12 protein-coding genes are annotated in these 17,538 nt (G+C 73.1%); 10 read left to right on the plus strand and 2 right to left on the minus strand.

Annotation, left to right across the window (positions count from 1 at the left end):
- Nucleotides 1-164: 164 nt before the first annotated feature.
- Nucleotides 165-1,151 (minus strand): LuxR C-terminal-related transcriptional regulator, encoded by a 987-nt coding sequence (locus ACFYZB_RS24755; protein WP_388762388.1) that lies wholly within the window; start codon nucleotides 1,149-1,151, stop codon nucleotides 165-167.
- A gap of 406 nt (nucleotides 1,152-1,557) precedes the next feature.
- Here ACFYZB_RS24755 and ACFYZB_RS24760 point away from each other — a divergent pair, with 406 nt between their 5' ends.
- From ACFYZB_RS24760 to ACFYZB_RS24775, 4 genes are read left to right on the plus strand one after another with little or no spacing between them, the layout of a single operon-like run.
- Nucleotides 1,558-1,746 (plus strand): hypothetical protein, encoded by a 189-nt coding sequence (locus ACFYZB_RS24760; RefSeq protein WP_388762390.1) that lies wholly within the window; start codon nucleotides 1,558-1,560, stop codon nucleotides 1,744-1,746.
- 25 nt (nucleotides 1,747-1,771) lie between these two features.
- A complete protein-coding gene (locus ACFYZB_RS24765) occupies nucleotides 1,772-2,038 on the plus strand; it encodes a hypothetical protein (RefSeq protein WP_388762393.1) in 267 nt (88 codons plus the stop codon).
- Nucleotides 2,039-2,097: 59 nt separating this feature from the next.
- A complete protein-coding gene (locus ACFYZB_RS24770; protein ID WP_388762396.1) occupies nucleotides 2,098-2,985 on the plus strand; it encodes a hypothetical protein in 888 nt (295 codons plus the stop codon).
- A complete protein-coding gene (locus tag ACFYZB_RS24775) occupies nucleotides 2,919-3,644 on the plus strand; it encodes a VOC family protein (RefSeq protein ID WP_388762398.1) in 726 nt (241 codons plus the stop codon). The genes ACFYZB_RS24770 and ACFYZB_RS24775 overlap by 67 nt, the downstream gene beginning before the upstream one ends.
- Before the next feature lie 274 nt (nucleotides 3,645-3,918).
- Here the strand turns inward: ACFYZB_RS24775 and ACFYZB_RS24780 are convergent, their stop codons facing one another.
- Nucleotides 3,919-6,450, minus strand: a complete 2,532-nt coding sequence (locus ACFYZB_RS24780) for an ATP-binding protein (RefSeq protein WP_388762400.1) — start codon at nucleotides 6,448-6,450, stop codon at nucleotides 3,919-3,921.
- Between the two features lie 270 nt (nucleotides 6,451-6,720).
- On the opposite strand from ACFYZB_RS24780, the gene ACFYZB_RS24785 reads away from it, so the two are divergent.
- The 6 genes from ACFYZB_RS24785 (at nucleotide 6,721) to ACFYZB_RS24810 (ending at nucleotide 17,424) form a co-directional block, all read left to right on the plus strand.
- Nucleotides 6,721-8,997: a TOMM precursor leader peptide-binding protein gene (locus ACFYZB_RS24785; RefSeq protein WP_388762403.1), complete on the plus strand. Its 2,277-nt coding sequence runs from the start codon at nucleotides 6,721-6,723 to the stop codon at nucleotides 8,995-8,997.
- A gap of 22 nt (nucleotides 8,998-9,019) precedes the next feature.
- A complete protein-coding gene (locus tag ACFYZB_RS24790) occupies nucleotides 9,020-10,924 on the plus strand; it encodes a SagB family peptide dehydrogenase (RefSeq protein ID WP_388762406.1) in 1,905 nt (634 codons plus the stop codon).
- A gap of 22 nt (nucleotides 10,925-10,946) precedes the next feature.
- Entirely contained in the window at nucleotides 10,947-11,759 is an 813-nt protein-coding gene (locus ACFYZB_RS24795) for an HlyD family efflux transporter periplasmic adaptor subunit (protein WP_388762409.1), read from the plus strand.
- Nucleotides 11,760-11,915: 156 nt separating this feature from the next.
- Complete coding sequence (locus ACFYZB_RS24800) at nucleotides 11,916-14,054, plus strand: NHLP family bacteriocin export ABC transporter peptidase/permease/ATPase subunit (protein WP_388762412.1); 2,139 nt, start codon at nucleotides 11,916-11,918, stop codon at nucleotides 14,052-14,054.
- Nucleotides 14,051-17,047: an NHLP bacteriocin export ABC transporter permease/ATPase subunit gene (locus ACFYZB_RS24805; protein ID WP_388762414.1), complete on the plus strand. Its 2,997-nt coding sequence runs from the start codon at nucleotides 14,051-14,053 to the stop codon at nucleotides 17,045-17,047. Before ACFYZB_RS24800 ends, ACFYZB_RS24805 begins: the two co-directional genes overlap by 4 nt.
- A 26-nt stretch (nucleotides 17,048-17,073) precedes the next feature.
- A complete protein-coding gene (locus tag ACFYZB_RS24810; RefSeq protein WP_388762416.1) occupies nucleotides 17,074-17,424 on the plus strand; it encodes a YciI family protein in 351 nt (116 codons plus the stop codon).
- Nucleotides 17,425-17,538: the final 114 nt, after the last annotated feature.

Raw genomic sequence — 17,538 nt, forward strand, 5'->3', positions numbered from 1 at the left:
CGCCTTCCCCGGCGTCGGTGACAACGCGGTCATTCAAACACGCCCACCGGAGGCCGTACATACCGAAAAACCGCCGTACGTATGGCCGCTATTTCCGGTGTACGTATGCGCAGTAACCGAATTGGGTATTCCGGCTGTTCTCGCGCCGGACGGCCGTCGCGCGGTCAGAGCCAGCCGCGGCGGCCCGCGTGGAGTCCGGCCTCGAAACGGCTGCGCGCACCGAGCCGCTCCATCAGGTCCGCCATCATCCGGCGGACGGTGCGCAGCGACAGCCCGAGGTGCTTGCCGGCGGCCTCGTCGGTGTAGCCCTGGCCGAGCAGCCGGAGCAACTCGCGCTCCTGGCGGGTCAGTCCCTGCTCGTCCGGCTCCTGCGGGGTGCCGAGCGGCGTCGCGTCGGCCCAGACCTGCTCGAAGAGCGAGACCAGCGCGGTGATCACGCCCACCGAGGTGATCTGGACCGCTCCCTTGCGGGTGTTGGCCGGGTCGATGGGGACCAGGGCGACCTCCCGGTCGAAGATGATCATCCGCAGCGGCAGCGCCGGCACCGTCCGTACCTGGCCGCCCAGTTCGGTCAGCCACTCGGCGTGCCTGGTGGTCGCGCGGTCCTTGCGGACGCTGTCCAGGTAGACCGTGCGCATGTGCACGCCCCGGGAGAGGGCGTCGGAGTTGAGCGGCCGGCTGGACTCCAGGGAGGTGACGGACTGGGCACCGCCGGGGCTGAACGCGAGGCACTCGGTGGAGATCGTACGGGTCAGCTCCTCCAGCCTGGCCTGCACGGTGGCCATCCCGAGCAGCCGCTCGATCCGGTGGTTCTCCTCGTTCGCCGACTCGTCGCGGTACTCGGCCAGCAGCCGGGTGATCGCGGCCTGGCTCTCCTCGAACTCCTGCTCCCTGCGCAGCCGCTGCGACTCGTTGTGCTGCAGCAGGGCCGCCAGGCCGACCCGCGGGTCGACGGGCCGCAGTCCGCCGGGCGCCTCGCCGGGCACCTCGTCGGAGGGCCGCAGCAGCCGGAGGTCGGCGAGCTGGTCGAGTGCCGCGCGTACCCCGTCCTCACTCATGCCCAGCCGGTCGGCGAGCTCCCCCACGCCCAGTTGATGATCGGTCAGCATCAGGCGGTACACCGCCTGCGCCGCACCATCGATTCCCCGCATGGCTGTCGTATCACCCCTCGCACGCACGCCCCTTGTCCCCCCGGCACTGCGTCCGGGCGTACCGCCCGCCGATCATCCCACGCGCCTGACGGGGACGACAACCGACGAGGAGGTGATCCCGGCCGCAGCACTCCGCCGCCGCGGCTTTCGCGTGGCACCAAAGTGCCAAAGCGCTTTTCATGCCGCCCGGAAGACCTTCCGATGCGTGGACCGCTCCCGCAGAATCTTGCTTGCCGGAAGGCCACGGGGGCCTTCTCGTTCCGAACCATCCGTCGATGATGATTCGCCGTCACCCGGTGATGGCCGGCCATCAGAAATCGACCTGCGACGGTATTTCGGGGTACTGCATTTTCCAGGGGGAATCATGCTTTCCTGTAACAGACTTGCCGCGTCCGCTCTGCTCGCGATGTTCGTTTCACTGGGCGCTTATGCCGGGTCGGCACACGCGATGACGGACAGCGCCCTGCCGACGGCCGCGAGCACCGGGGTCTCCGCAGCCGTGCAGACCGCCGTCGACGACGCGCCGCTCTCGGGGCTGCTCCCGGGCGGCCTCCGCATCACGATGCACACCGACCAGGACATCCGCTGGGACTGACCAAAAGGGCTGAACAACCGTGCACATGGCCACCGCCACGCTGGTCGGACCGACCGCCGACCACGTCCTGGACGGGACGTTGCTGGGCTCGCTGCTGTGGGCCGTGGCCGAGGAACGCAGCGGGCTGGAGCACGTCACCGTGGCCGCCCGTCCGGGACGGACCGATGTGGTCCTCTTCTACACCGGCCCCAGCCCCTGCGCGGCGGACGCGGCCGGCGCGGATCTGTGCCGCCGGGCGCTGTGGGCGGCCTCCCAGCTCCACGGCTGGCGCCTCGGCCCCGGGCCGCACTAGGGCGCATCCGCACCCGTACGACGCTCAAGGGACTGTGCAACAACCCGTCAGGAGGTGCTGTGACGGCCAGGGAACCGATCGTGCTGGACTTCTTCGGCATGGAAGTCGGTGTCATCGCGGCCGACCGGGACGAGGTCGCGTTCCACTTCGGTCCGCATGTGGTGCGCAACTCCGCAAGCCCCGATCAGCTCCGCGTGGAGTTCTTCGAATCGACCGGTTCCGCTCCGGCGGAGTTCCTGGTCCGGCGCGGTGACGGCACTCCCCTGCTGCGCCGGGCCTTCCGGGGCTGGGGGAACGTGCCGCCTGCCCTGCCGCCCTTCGCCGCGTTGCAGGACCGGTTCTGCCTGGTCCCGGCCGTCGTGCTGGCCAGGGGGAACACCCCGGTCGCGCTGATCGGCGGACCGTACGCGGAGCAGGCGAACGTCGGCGCGGCGCTGGCACAGCGTTCCTGGGAGTTCGTCTCGGGGCGGCTGCTGGTGCTGGACCGCCGTACCGGGGAGGTCCTGCCGTATCTCGTTCCGCTGGAGGCGCGCGGCCGGTCCGCCGCCTGGCTGCGGGGGGCGGGGCTGCAGAGCGAGCTGTGCCGCGCGGTCACTTCGCCGACCGGTGCGGAGGTGCTGCTGGTGCGGCCGGAGTGTCTCGGGCCGGTGGCGCCGGTCCGGGCCAGGCTGGGTCGGCCTACGCTGGTCCAGCTGTGCCGAAGTGCTGACGAACGGGTCCGGTTGACGCCTCGCGCATTCACCGCGCAGGCATGGCCGGACGGTTCTGCCGGGCTGCTCGAGGGAGCGCCCGCCTTCCGTCTCGAGCTGCCCGGTGTGAGCGGGGCGGAGGAGGCGGCCGGATTGATCGATCAAGAAGTGCCCCAGGAGGAGCGCGCATCATGCCTTTACGTACCCGATACGCTGTCGGCACACCGTGCTGGGTTGACTGCATCACTCCGGACCTGACCGGGAGCCAGGCGTTCTACACGGCCCTCCTGGGCTGGGAGTTCACCGCCGAGTCGTCCGGCTACCAGCTGGCCACGCTCGGCGGGCGGATCGTCGCCGGCTTCGGTGGCAGCCCGGCCGGACTGCCGCCCAGCGCCAGCTGGAACGTGTACCTGGCCACCAAGGACGCCGACCACACCTGCGTGGAGGTCGGGCGGCTGGGTGGACGGGTGGTGATGAGCCCGGTGCCGGCGGGTGACGACGGGCGGCTCTTCCTCGCGGTCGACCCCTCGGGCGTGGTCGTCGGCTTCTGGGAGGGCCACCGCGACGAGGGAGTGGTGCTCGCCGATGAGCCCGGCGCGGTGTCCGGGCACGAGCTGCGGGTGCCCGACGCCGTACGGGCCGCCGGCTTCTACGGCGAGCTGTTCGGCTACCGCCTCGCAACGCGGGACGAGCACCTGGAACTGGAGCTGGACGGATCCGGCCAGGCCCGCGTGGTCGAGAGCGACCAGGGCCGTCCGCTGTGGCTGCCGTACTTCGGCGCGACCGACCCGGCCGACGCGGTACGCCGTGCCCTCACTCACGGGGCGACGGTGCTCCGCTCCGGCCCGGGAGAGCCGACCGTGCTACGTGACCCGTGGGGCGCCGAGTTCGGCCTGACCGCCGTCACAACACCCTGACGGCGGCGGCGAGTTCGCGGCGGTCCTTGGCGGCGGACTTGCGGTGGATCCGTCCCGAGGGCGCCGACCGCGCTGCGCGACCCGCCGGGGGCGCCGAGTCCGGCCTGGCCGCCGTCACAACCACCCGACGACGGTGGCGAGTTCGGGACGCCACTCGGCGGCGACCCTGCGGCCGTGGCAGCGATGTCGGCACACTTTGACCTGCGGCAGATCCGGCCCACGCGGCCGACCGTGCTGCGTGACCCCTTAAGCGCCGAGTCCGGCCTGACCGCCGTCACAACGCCTTCACTGCGGCGGCGAGTTCGGGGCGGCCCTTGATGGCGAGCTTGCGGTAGATGCGGCCCAGGTGGGTGTCGACCGTGCGTTTGCTCAGGCAGAGCCGCTCGGCCACCTCCAGATTGCTCAGCCCCTGCAGGACCAGCTCGGTCACCCGGCGCTCGCTCGGGGTGAGCCGTACCGGGCCCGCGTCCCGCGTGCCGATCACAGGGCCGCGATCCGGTGCCGGGCGGGGACGGGTGTCCGCGCCGGGCAGCGGGTCGGCGGCGATGGTCCGGGCCGCGGCGTGCTCGCCCAGCGTCTGGTACGCCTGCGCGGCGTGGGTGCGCCACGGGACGCAGGCGGGGTTGGCGATGCCCCGCACGGCCAGCTGGTGGCCGCACTCCAGGAAGAGCCGGAGCGCTTCCTCCTGGTCGCCGCGCGCCGCCGCGACCAGCCCGCGGGCCTCCAGCACCACCGCCCGGATCAGCGGATGCGTGTCGGCGGGCAGCGCGGCCCGGGTGAGCGGCGACTCGTCCGGGGTCCGGCCGCGCCGCAGCAGCACCCGGATCCGCAGTGCGGCCGCCGCGCCGGCCAGTTCGTCGACGTGGATCTGCGCGGCCAGCCGGGCCGCCCGGTCGGCGTCGGACAGCGCGGTGTCCAGGTGACCCTGCCGGTAGGCGATGTCGGAGCGGGCCAGCAGCGCCAGCGCCAGCTCGCCCGGGTGGTTCAGGCGCTGGGCGGAACGGACCACCCGGCCCGCCCAGACGGCGGCCTCGTCCAGCCGGCCGCTCCAGGCGAAGGCCATCGCCGCCCCCAGCACCCCGATGCCCGCGTCGGCGGGCGAGGCACCGCTGACGCACCGGGCCGCCAGCCGGACCGCGCGCCGGGGTGAGCGCCCGCCGGCCGCGGCCATGGCGGCCAGCGCGCCGAGGAAACCCGAAGCGGCCGGCTCGTCCCCGGCCGTCCGCAGCGACGCGACCGCACGCCGTACGGCGGTGCGCTGCCCGGCCAGGACCGCCTGCGCGGCGAGCGGCAGCAGCAGCTCGCCCGCCGGGTCCTCGGTGGCGGCCAGCGTGCCGGCCGCCTCGGCGAACGGCACCGCGGCCCCGGCGGCGGTGAGCGCCAGCACGGGGTTGGCGAAGGGCAGCAGCAGCCGGGCCCGCTCGACCGGGTCGGCGGCCACCGCGAGACGGGCGGCGTACCGGGCGCAGGCGGCCGGGTCGCGGTGCAGCTCGACGGTGCCGAGCTGGACCGTGAGCGACTGGATCAGCCGGGGGTCACTCGCCTCGGCGAGCGCGCGCTGCAGATAGCAGGCGGCGGCGTCCAGGCGGCCGTCGGCGGCGGCTTCCCCGGCGGCCGTCCGCAGCACCGGCAGCGCCCAGTCCAGGCTGGCGGTGCCGGAGGACATCAGATGCTCGGCGACCCGGCCCGCGGGAGCGCCGAGCCGGACCAGCAGCGCCGCGGCCCGCTCGTGCAGCGCGACCAGGACGCCCGGATCGGTGCGGGCCAGCACGGCCGTGCGGACCAGCTCATGGCGGAAGGTCTCCGGCGGGCCGGGGTCGATCAGATCGGTGCGCCGCAGCGCCTCGCGGGCCTCGTCGGCCAGCAGGTCCCCCTGGCCGGCGAGCAGCGCGGCGGTGGTCAGGTCCGCGCCGGGGCCGAGCACGGCGAGGGAGGTGAGCAGCTCCATCGCCCGCGGATGGCTGCGCCGCAGCCAGCTGAGCATGGTGTCGGCGAGGGTCGCGGCGCCGATCCGCAGCACCGCGTCCGGATCGGGCGCACCGGGCGACGTACGGGCGTCCAGCAGCCGGGCCGTCAGCTCCTCGAGGACCAGCGGGTTCCCCCGCGACAGGTCGTGGCACACGGCGGCGAGCTCCGGGTCGACCGGGGCACCGAACGCCGCGCTCACCCGCTCGGCCACACAGCTGTCGCAGAGCGGTCCCGGGGTGATGGTGCGGGTGTGACCGAGCGCGCCGAGTTCGGCGGTGAGCGGGTCGGCGGCCTCGTCGGCGGTGGTGGCGAGCAGCGCCACCGGCAGGCCGTCGAGCCGGCGGGCGAGGTAGGAGAACCACTGCCGGGACGCGTCGTCCGCCAGGTGCAGATCGTCGATCGCCATCACCACCGGGGTGCGGGTGGTGAGGGAACGCGCGGCGTGGAAAAGGTTGTTCAGCACATGGTGACGGCCGTTTACGGCTTCTGCGCCGGAGGCCGCCGGTACGGCGCCCGGGAGCGCCTCCGCAAGGTATCCGCCGGGTGATTCCGCGGGGAATTCCGACCGCTGCGAACGGTCCGGTCGGCTCGGCCGGCCGGGCTTGTTCATGAACGGGTCGAAAAGCTGGCGGACGACGCCGTAGGGAAAGTCACGTTCGTTGTCGTGACACCGTGCCCGCAGCACCACGGCGTCGGCGGGTGTCCGGCCCAGCGCGGCGCGCAGCAGCGCGGTCTTCCCGATTCCCCTCGGTCCCTGGATCAGAACCACGGCGGGCCGTCCGGCGCCGGCCTCGTCGAGTGCCCGGCCCAGCTCCCCCAGTTCCCGCTCACGATGCAACAGACTGCCTGCCGACAATGCGTCCCCCCGTTGGCCCGTCGGCACACCAGTATCGCGCACCCGATCACGCTGTCAACGCGCGGCGGGATACGTATGCACCTACGTACTGGCGCCGTCGAATACGTAATGCGTGCCGATACGTAGGGAGTGACGGGCGCCTAATTTGCAGTATGTACACAGGTTTTGGCCGCGTGTTCGAATGCCCCCGGGGAGCAATTCAACTCTCAATCAGCGGAGACCGCAGTACTCGTGAACACGGGGGGATGACACATGGAACGGCCACGCCTCAAGGCCCATTTCCTGAGCGAAGTGGTGGACGGAAAGGTCTTCCTGCTCGGCGAGGGTCAGGACTACCTGGTCCCGGGAGCCGCCGCCGTGCGTCTCCTGCCGTATCTGGACGGCCGGCGCACGGTCGCCGAGATCCTGCAGGAGCTCGGCGGCAGTGTGCCGCTCGGCCAGGCGCTGACCGCGCTGCGGCGTTACGAGGCCGCCGGGCACCTCGCCGAAGGCCGCCCCGACCTGCCCGAGGAGGCGCTGGCCTACTGGGACGCCCAGGGCGTCGACCCGGCCGCCGTACGGACCGCCATGGACCGCACCGAGCTGCTGGTCCTGGCCCTCGGGGCGACCTCGGCCGCCCCGGTGGTCGAGGCGCTGCACGCGACCGGCTTCCGGGCGCGCGCGGTGGACGAGGCCGGGGCACTGGCCGGCGGTGCGGACACCCTGCTGATCGCGCTGACCGACGACTACCTCGACCCGGCGCTGGAACGGCTGAACACCGCCCGGCTGGCCGACGGGCGCCCCTGGCTGCTCGCGAAGCCGACCGGCACCAGCCCCTGGCTCGGCCCGCTGCTGCGCCCGGGCGCCACCGGCTGCTGGACCTGCATCGCGCAGCGGATCAGCGGCAACCGGCAGGTCGAGCGCTACCTGGCCGGCAAGCGCGGCCAGGCCACCCCGTTCCACCCGACGCGCGCGGCCGTCCCGGCCGGTCCGGCCATGCTCGGGCAGCTGCTGGCCGCGGAGACGGCGAAGTTCCTGGCGAGCGGAACCTCCGCCGCGCTGGAAGGGCAGATGGTCACGTGGGACCTGGCCACCCTGCAGACCACCGAGCACACCCTGGTCCGCCAGCCGCAGTGCCCGAGCTGCGGCGACCCCGGCCTGATCGCCGAGCGCAGCCCCAAGGTGGTGCTGTCGCCGAGCCCGGCCGGGCACACCACCGACGGCGGATACCGCGTCCAGGCCCCGCAGTTCACCTACGACCGGCTGAAGCACCACATCAGCCCGCACCTGGGTGCCATCACCCGCCTCGGCGCGCACGAGGACACCGGCAACGGCATCACCTACAGCTTCACGGCCGGCCACAACTTCGCCATGGTCAACGACAACATGGACCTGCTGCGCCGCAACATGCGCGGCCAGAGCGGCGGCAAGGGCCGGTCGGAGATCCAGGCCAAGGTCAGCGCCGTCTGCGAGGCGATCGAGCGCTACTCGGCGGTCTGGCGCGGCGAGGAGCCCGTGGTGCGCGCCGCCTACCAGGATCTCGACCCGGACACCGCGGTCCACATGGACCGGCTGCTGCTGTTCTCCCAGGCCCAGTTCGACGGCCGCGCCGAATGGAACGCCGAGCCGTCCCACCGGCTGCACCTGGTGCCCGACCCCTTCCCGGTCGACGCCGCACTCGACTGGTCGCGTGCCTGGTCGCTCACCCACGACACCGAGCGGCTGATCCCCTCCGGCTACGCCTGGTACGGCCACCCCGACCTGGCACGGCACTTCTACTGCGTCGGCGACTCCAACGGCTGCGCCAGCGGCAACACCCTGGAGGAGGCGATCCTGCAGGGGTTCTGCGAGGTCGTCGAGCGGGACGCGGTGGCGCTGTGGTGGTACAACCGGCTGCGGCGGCCCGCGTTCGACCTGGACTCGCTGAACGACCCGTACGTGCAGACCATGCGCGACTTCTACGCCTCGGTCGACCGTGAGCTGTGGGTCCTGGACATCACCTCCGACCTGGGCGTGCCCACCTTCGCGGCCGTCTCCCGGCGCAGGCACGAGGTCGAGGACATCATGGTCGGTTTCGGCGCGCACCCGGACGCGCGGATCGCCGCGATCCGGGCGCTCACCGAGGTCAACCAGTTCCTTCCGTTCGTGGACCGCCGCGACGACAGCGGCGCGACCCTGTACCGGACGGACGACCTGGAGACCCTGGAATGGTGCCGGACGGCCACCATCGCCGAGGAGCCCTGGCTGCTCCCGGCCCAGGACCTGGCGCCCACCGTCGTCACCGACTTCGCCCCGCCCGCCGGCGACGACCTGGCCGACCATGTGCGGGACTGCGTGGAGCGGGCGCGGGCCCGCGGCATCGAGATCATCGTGCTCGACCAGAGCCGGCCCGACCTCGACCTCAGCGTGGTCAAGGTGATCGCCCCCGGCATGCGGCACTTCTGGCGCCGCCTGGCTCCCGGGCGGCTCTACGACGTCCCGGTCGAACAGGGCTGGCTGGCCACCGCGCACACCGAGGACCAGCTCAACCCGAAGAACGTCTTCTTCTAGAACGGGCCGGGAAATCCCTGAGATGACCGCAGAGACGACAGCAGAGACGACACCCGCACAGACGACACCCGCACAGACGGCTGCCGCCCGCACCGACGCGCAGACGGCTGCCGCCCGCTCCGACGCGCAGACGGCTGCCGCCCGCTCCGACGCGCAGACGGCTGCCGCCCGCACCGACGCGCAGACGGCTGCCGCCCGCTCCGACGCGCAGGCGGCCGTTGTCCGGACCGGCATGCAGACAGCCGTTGCCCAGATGACCGCTGCTGGAACCAGCGCGCAGATTCCTGCCGCGCTGACCGCGGCACAGGCGACCGCTCCCTGGGCCGACGCACAGACGACCGCCGGGACGGGGGCGCCGACGACCGCCGGCCGGGCCGGCGCGGAGACGGAGGTTGCGCAGATGACCGGTGCTCACGCCGGTGCCGAGCTGACGGCCGCGCCCACGGTGGCCGCGCGGGTGGTCCGGCGGGTCCGGCTGCGGCGGGACGCCGGGTGCGAGGCGGCGCCGGCGGGCGCCCGTACCGTCCGGCTCGTCGCGCCCACAGGCTCGTTGAACCTGCCGGACCTGTCCGCCGGGGCCCGCGAGGCGGTGGCCGCGCTGGCCTTCGGGGAGCACACCGAGGACGAGCTGGGGGCCCTGGTGGCGGCGCGGGACGGTGAGACGGGGCTGCTGCGCTGGCAGCTGGCCTTCCGCCGGCTCGGCATGGCCGGGATGCTGGAGACGTCCGTCCACCTGGTGACGGAGGCCGCCGACGAACCACTGGCCCGGCTGCGGCCGATCGGCCGCGGCGCCGCCCTGCCGGGCCCCGTCCCCGACCCCACCCGGCAGGTGAAGCTCTCCCGGTTCGCCACCGCCGCGGCCGAGGACGGTGCGCTGCTGGTCCGCGCGCCGGGCAGTGCGCTGGCCGTGGAGCTGGGCACCGGGGCGGCGGGGCTGCTGCCCGCCCTCGCCGGATGGACCAGCCCCGCCGCGCTCGCGCAGCTGCCGGGCGGGCTCACCCTCGACGCCGTACGCCAGATCCTCCGGCTGTTCGACGTGGCCGGGCTGCTGGCGTACGGCTCGGCCGGGCAGGAACCGGAGACGGGCGAGCGGCGGTTCGCCCAGTGGTCGGCGCTCGACCTGATGTTCCACTCCCGCACCCGGCGGCCCTCGACCGTGGCCGGGTACGGCGGCACGTACCGTTTCGGCGACCGTTTCGCGCCCGAGCCCGCCTCTCCCCCGCCCTTCCCCGGCGAGAAGGTCGCGCCGGCCGTTCCGGACCTCGCCGCCCTCGCCCGTACGGACAAGCCGCTCACCGAGGTCCTGGAGCAGCGCCGTTCGGTCCGCGACCACGACGAGGAGTCACCGCTGACCGTGGACCAGCTCGGTGAGCTGCTCTACCGCACCATGCGCCGCCGGCAGACGTTCACCGGCGGCGACCGCCAGGAGCACGCCGACCGTCCGTACCCGAGCGGCGGCGCGGTGCACGAGCTGGAGGTCTATCCGCTCGTCACCCAGTGCACGGGCCTGAGGCCGGGGCTGTGGCACTACGCGACCGACCGGCACGAGCTGGAGCTGGTCGCCGAGCCGGGCCCGGCCACCGCGGCGCTGGTCACCGGTGCCCGCGAGTCCGCCCTGATGACGACCGACCCCCAGGTGGTGCTGCTGGTCACCGCCCGTTTCGGCCGGGTGATGTGGAAGTACGAGACGGTCGCCTACCCGCTGATCCTGAAGCACGTCGGCGTGCTCTACCAGACCCTCTACCTGGTCGGCACCGCGATGGACCTCGCGGTCTGCGGCCTCGGCGGCGGCGACGCGGCCGACTTCGCCACGGCCAGCGGCCTGGACTTCCTCACCGAGGGCACGGTCGGCGAACTGGTCGTCGGGAGCAGGCCCATGACGCTCCGTCAGGACGTCGGAGTGCCGCGAAGAGAGCCCAAGAGATGACGTTCCGAGGAGGGGACCGGCGATGAAGTTCCGTTTCAAGGCTCTGCAGCGGATGCGGGAGCCGGACGAGCTCGACTCGCCGACCCTGCTGGCCGCGCCACGCGGCTGGATCGCGCTGTTCGTCGTCCTGATCACCATGAGCGCGGCGGTGCTGTGGACCTTCGCCGGCCGGATCCCGATCACCGTGGACGCGCCCGGCCTGCTCACCCGTCCCAGCGGCACCGCGATGATCCAGAGCCCGTACGGCGGGATGGTGCGCGGCGTCCTGACCCGGCCCGCCGACAGTGTCCGGCCGGGGCAGACAGTGATCAGGGTGCAGGACGCCCGGGGCCGTCTGCAGGAGATCACCAGCCCCTTCGGCGGGCGGGTGGTCGGACTGTCCGTCACCGACGGACAGGTGGTCGCGCCGGGTTCGCCCGTCGCCTCCGTCGAGCGCACCGACCACGCGCAAGACCGGATGGTCGCGATGGTCTTCGTCCCCGCCACCCGCGCGGCCGGCCTCGGCCCGGGCGACTCCGTGGACCTCTCGGTGTCCACCGCGCCGTCCGGCGCCTTCGGCCTGCTGCGCGGCAGGATCAGCTCGATCAGCCCGTACGCGCTCACCAAGGAGGCCGTGTCCGGCCTGGTCGGCGGGGAGCTGGCGGCCCGGCCCTATCTCAACGGGGCACCGCCGCGGCTGGTGGTGGTGGATCTGATTCCCGACGCCTCCACCCGGACCGGCTTCGCCTGGACGTCACAGAGCGGCCCGCCGATGCCGCTGAGCACCCAGGTCTCGGTCACCGCGACGATCAACGTGGGCCGGCAGACGCCGTTCGATCTGATTCTCGGCCGCTGAGGGGGCGCTGCGATGACATCCACGATGCCTGAGACCCGGCGGGACGCGCCGGGGCCGGGCCCCGGCGGCACCCCCGGGCCCGGCGGGCCCCGTCCTGCGGGCCGCCGGCCCCGGCGGCCCCGCCGCTGGCGGCACGCCGTTCCCACCGTCCTGCAGATGGAATCGGTGGAGTGCGGCGCGGCCAGCCTCGCCATGATCCTCGCCTACCACGGCCGCCACGTTCCGCTGGAGGACCTGCGCGGCGTGTGCGGGGTGTCCCGGGACGGCGCCCGCGCCTCCACGCTGCTCTCCGCCGCCCGCACCTACGGCCTGACGGCCCGCGGCTACCAGACGGAGGCCGACCGGCTGCGCGACCTGACCGGCCCGGTGATCGTCTTCTGGGCCTTCCAGCACTTCATGGTGGTCGAGGGGATCCGTACCCGGTACGGCCGTACCGTCGTCGCGGTCAACGATCCGGCGAGCGGGCCGCGGCTGATGGAGTGGGAGGAGTTCGACTCCGGCTTCACCGGGATCGTGCTGTCCTTCGAGAAGGGCCCGGACTTCCGGCCCGGGGGCAGCAGAGGCGGTGTCGGGCGCGCGCTGCTGGAGCGGCGGCTGCCGACCGGCCGGGCGATGCCGCTGGTGCTGATGGCCAGTCTGCTGCTGGTCGTCCCGGGCATCGCGATCCCCGCCTACACCCGGGTCTTCATCGACCGCGTACTGGCCGGCAGCGGGAGCGGCTATCTCCTCCCGCTGCTGGTCGCCATGACCCTGACGTCGGTGGCGGTCTTCATCCTGACCTCGGTGCAGCGGCACTACCTGCTGCGGCTGGAGATCCGGATGGGGCTGGTGAGTTCGGCCCGGTTCTTCCGCCATCTGCTGCGGCTGCCCGTGGACTTCTTCCTGCAGCGGCGCCCCGCCGAGGTGGCCAAGCGGGTGGCCGGCAACGACACGGTCGCCGAGATCCTGTCCCGGGACCTCGCGCTGACCGTGATCAACCTGGGTCTGGTGCTCTTCTACGCGGCGGTCCTGATCCGCTACGACGTCCTGCTCGGGGTCATCGGGGTGGGCATGGCGCTGCTCAACGTCGTCGTGCTGCACGCCGTCTCCCGCGCCCGCACGGACGCGGTGGCCGCCCTGCGCACGGACCGCGGCAATCTGACGGCGACCACCTTCACCACCCTGTCGCTGATCGAGACGGTCAAGGCGACCGGCGCCGAACCGGAGGCCTTCAGCCGCTGGGCCGGCTTCCTGGCCAAGGTGGTCTCCGCCAAGCAGAAGCTCGGCATCCCCAGCGCGGTGCTCACCGTGGTGCCCCCGATGCTGGCCGCCCTCAACAGCGGTCTCATCCTGCTGGTGGGCGGGCAGCGGGTGGTGGACGGAGCGATGAGCGTGGGCCTGCTGGTCTCCTTCCAGACGCTGCTGTCCGCGCTCAGCCGCCCGGTCGCCCAACTGACCAACCTGGGCGGCCGGTTGCAGGACGTCACGGCCGACATCAAGCGGCTGTACGACGTCGAGCGCTACCCGGTGGCCGCCTGCTTCGCCACCGCCGACCCGCCGGCCACCGCGAAACTCGACGGCACGCTGGAGTTCGAGAACGTCAGCTTCAGCTACAGCCCGCTGTCGGAACCGGTGCTCAAGGACCTGAGCCTGACCGTGGTGCCGGGCCGCCGGGTCGCCGTGGTCGGCGGGTCGGGCAGCGGAAAGTCCACCCTGGGCCGGTTGCTGACCGGGCTCTACGCCCCCGGCGAGGGGCGGATCCTGCTCGACGGCCGGCCCCGCGAGGAGATCTCGCGCACCGTGCTGGCCGCCTCGCTCGCCTACGTCGACCAGGACATCTCCCTCTTCGAGGGCACCGTCCGCGACAACCTGACGCTGTGGAACGACGACGTGCCCGACGAGGCGGTCACCGCGGCACTGCGCGACGCGGCCGTCTTCGACACCGTGATGACCCGTCCCGGCGGTGTCCACAGCCCGGTCCTGGAGGGCGGACGCAACTTCAGCGGCGGGCAGCGCCAGCGCCTGGAGCTGGCCAGAGCACTCGCCACGGAACCCACCCTGCTGGTGCTGGACGAGGCGACGAGCGCGCTCGACCCGGAGACCGAGCGCACCATCATGGACAACCTGCGCCGGCGGGGCTGCGCCTGCCTCATCATCGCCCACCGGCTCTCCACGGTCCGCGACGCCGACGAGATCGTCGTACTGCAGCAGGGCCGGATCGTCGAACGAGGCACCCACGAGGAGCTGCTGGCGCTGGGCGGGCACTACACCGCCCTCATCGAGTCCGCGCGGCGCGAGGAGGAGGACGAGCTGTGAGCACCGCCGTCACCGACAAGGCCACCGTCACCGCAACAGCCCCCGCCGGCTGTGCCTTCGCCGCGTTCTTCACCGGGGCGGCCGATCCGGTGGACCAGCAGGCGGACCGCTACCTGGTCCTGGACGACCCGGACCGGATGCTGCTCGTGCTGGCCGGCGCCGTCGACCTGTTCGCGGTCCGGCTCTCCGACCGGGAACCCAGCGGCCGTTGGCACTTCCTGTGCCGGATCGAGGCCGGCACCCTGCTGCCCGGCGCACCCGCCGGCCCGCTGCACGGCATCGTGGCCCGCCCGGTGCTCGGCGCCGAGGTCTCCTTCCTGGCCACCGCCTGGACCGAGGGACTCGCGGCGCTGGGACGCCCGTGCGCCACCGCGGCCGGGGCCGCCGCCCGCGCCCTGCCCCTGTCCGAACAGCAGCAGGCCGTGGACCAGTTCCTGGGCGGACTCGCCAAGGGCATCACGGCGCTCGCCGGTGCCCTGCGCGACACACTGCCACCGCGCGACTTCACCCCGCTGTCCACCACCGGGCCCACCACCCTGAAGAAGGGACAGGCGCTGCGCTCGGTGGACGGGGTGCAGTGGGTGCGGATCGAGGACGGCACCGTCGAGTTGCCCGAGGGGGCGGACGGCGAGCTCACGGCGGGTGCGGACGTGTGCCTCACCGAGCGGGACTGGCTCGTCGCGAGCAGCGCCGCCACCGTGAGCGCCCGTTCGCTGCCCGAACTGCTCGACGGGGGCGAGCTGTGGGCACGGCTGCAGACGCACTGCGGCCGGCTGCTCTACACCGTGGACCGCCGGGTGGCGACCCGGCGCGCGGCCGAGACCGACCTGCTCGCCGCCCGCCGGGAGCGTGACGCCGGCACCCTGGCGCACTCCGCACGCGGCTTCGAGTCCATCCTGCACGACACGTCCTCACGGGTCCGCATCGGTGACGCCGCCGGCGACCCGCCGACCCTGGCGGCGGCCCGGCTGGTCGCCGGGCACCAGGGCTTCACCGTGAAGGCGCCGGTGGCGGCGGGCGGACACGACCGGCATCTGGACGAGCTCCAGGCCATCGCCCTCGCCTCGGGCGTCCGCACCCGTACCGTCCGGCTCGACGGCCGCTGGTGGCGCGGGGACCTCGGCCCCATGGTCGGCTACCGCAAGGTCGGCGGCGACGCGGTCGCGCTGCTGCCGGTGAGCGGCCGCTACGTCCTGGCCGAGAACGGCACGGTCACCCCGCTCACCCCCGAACTCGCCGGCGAGCTGCAGAACAAGGCGACGGTCCTCTACCGGCCGCTGCCGCTCACCGTGCGCACGGTCGGCGGGCTGCTGCGGTTCGGGATGCGCAACAACCGGCGCGACCTGTGGATGTTCGCGGGGATGGCCGTGATGGTCGCGGTGATCGGGCTGCTGGTCCCGGTGATGACGGGTGCGGTGCTCGGCACCTTCGTGGCCCACGCCCAGCGCAGCCTGATCACCGAGGGAGCGGTGGTGGTGATCGGGTCCGCGATGGCCGTCGCCGCGCTCTCCGTGGTGCAGAACATCGCCGTGCTGCGCATCGAGAGCCGTTCGACCGCCGCCATGCAGGTGGGGGTCTGGACCCGGCTGCTCTCGCTGCCCGCGTCGTTCTTCTCCGGCTACTCCACCGGGGAACTGGGGACGACCGTGCTGGGCGTCAGCGCGGCGCAGGAGACCCTGTCGGGGATGATGACCACCGCGACGCTCGGGTTGCTCACCGGCCTGGCCAACCTGGTGCTGGTCTACTTCTACGATCTGCGGCTGGCGGGCCTGGCGACCGCGCTGGTGCTGTTCGGCGCCGGTTTCGGGCTGCTCGCCGGGCGGCTGGAGCTGCGCTGGCAGCGGCGGCTGTACACGCACGAGCAGTCGATGTCCGCGCGTGTCTTCCAACTGCTCACCGCCGTACCGAAGTTGCGGGTGGCCGCGGCCGAGGACCGGGTGTTCGGGGTGTGGGCGGCGGAGTTCGGCAGGGGACGCGGCCTGGCCGCCTCCGCACGCCGGATCCAGAACGCGGTCACCACCTTCAACTCCGGCTTCCCCCTGGTGTGTTCGGTGGTCGTCTTCGGCGTGATCGCCGGCCCGCTGCACGGCGAGGTCCCGATCCCGGTCTTCCTCTCCTTCTTCACCGCGTTCAATCTGCTGATCGCCTCGAGCCTGCAGTTCACCTCGGCCGCCGTCACCGCCCTGGGCGTGGTGCCGATGCTGGAGCGGCTGCGGCCGATCCTTCAGGGCAGGCCGGAGGTGGACGACACCAAGGCGGACCCGGGTGACCTGTCCGGCCGGCTGGGCCTGAGCCATGTCACCTTCCGCTACGGCCAGGACGGCCCGGCCGCCCTGCAGGACGTCACCCTGACCATCGAGCCCGGCGAGTTCGTGGCGATCGTCGGACCGTCCGGCAGCGGCAAGTCGACGGTGCTGCGGCTGCTGCTCGGCTTCGAGCGGCCGGAGAGCGGGACGGTGCTCTACGACGGACAGGACCTGGGCGAGCTGGAGGTCTCGGCGGTGCGCCGGCAGTGCGGCGTGGTGCTGCAGCACGGGGCGCTGCTGGCCGGGGACATCAAGGCCAACATCGTCGGCAGCACCGACCACACCCTGGACGACGCCTGGGCGGCGGCCGAGATGGCCGGGATCGACAAGGACATCGCGGCCCTGCCGATGGGCATGAACACCGTGCTCTCGGAGGGCACCAGCACCCTCAGCGGCGGCCAGCGCCAGCGCCTGATGATCGCCCGCGCGCTGGTCTCCCGGCCCCGCATCGTCTTCTTCGACGAGGCCACCAGCGCACTGGACAACCCGACCCAGCGCCTGGTCACCGAGAGCACCCGGCGTCTGAACGCCACCCGGGTGGTGATCGCGCACCGGCTCTCCACGGTCGCCGAGGCCGACCGGATCATCGTCATGGACCAGGGCCGGGTCGTCCAGCAGGGCCGGTACGAAGAGTTGCTCGCCGACCGGGACGGGCTCTTCGCCCGCCTGGCGAGCCGTCAGATGTAGCCCGAGGGACAGGAGAGGAGACGACCATGGAATTCGCGCTGCTGGTCTTCGGGCAGGAGACGGACTGGGACCGGATGACCCCGCGGGAACGCGAGGAGCGCTTCACCGCCAACCGCGCGTACGGCCGCGCGATGGCGGAGGCCGGCGTCAGGATCGTCTACGGGGCGCGGCTCGCCCGCCCGGCCTGCGCCGAACAGGAGGGGCGCGCCGGTGAAGGGGTGCTGGAGGTCGGCGGGCTCTGGATCATCGACGTCCCCTCCGAGGAGGAGGCGCTGGGCTGGGCGCAACGGATGCCGCTCGGCGACGCGGGCCGGGTGGAGGTCCGCCGCTGCGACGGCCCACCCCGAAACCACGAACCGGCCCGAGGGCCCGCCTGACCGCTCCGGCCGAGCGAGCGGGGACACCCGGCGGTCAGGGCTCGTTCTCCCGCGCGCCGGGCCGCCGCTCCGGAAGCGGCCGGCCGGCTCGCCCACGGGTGGGCGGGCCGGCCC

It is taken from the genome of Streptomyces sp. NPDC001852, from assembly GCF_042891825.1.
Classification (GTDB): domain Bacteria; phylum Actinomycetota; class Actinomycetes; order Streptomycetales; family Streptomycetaceae; genus Streptomyces.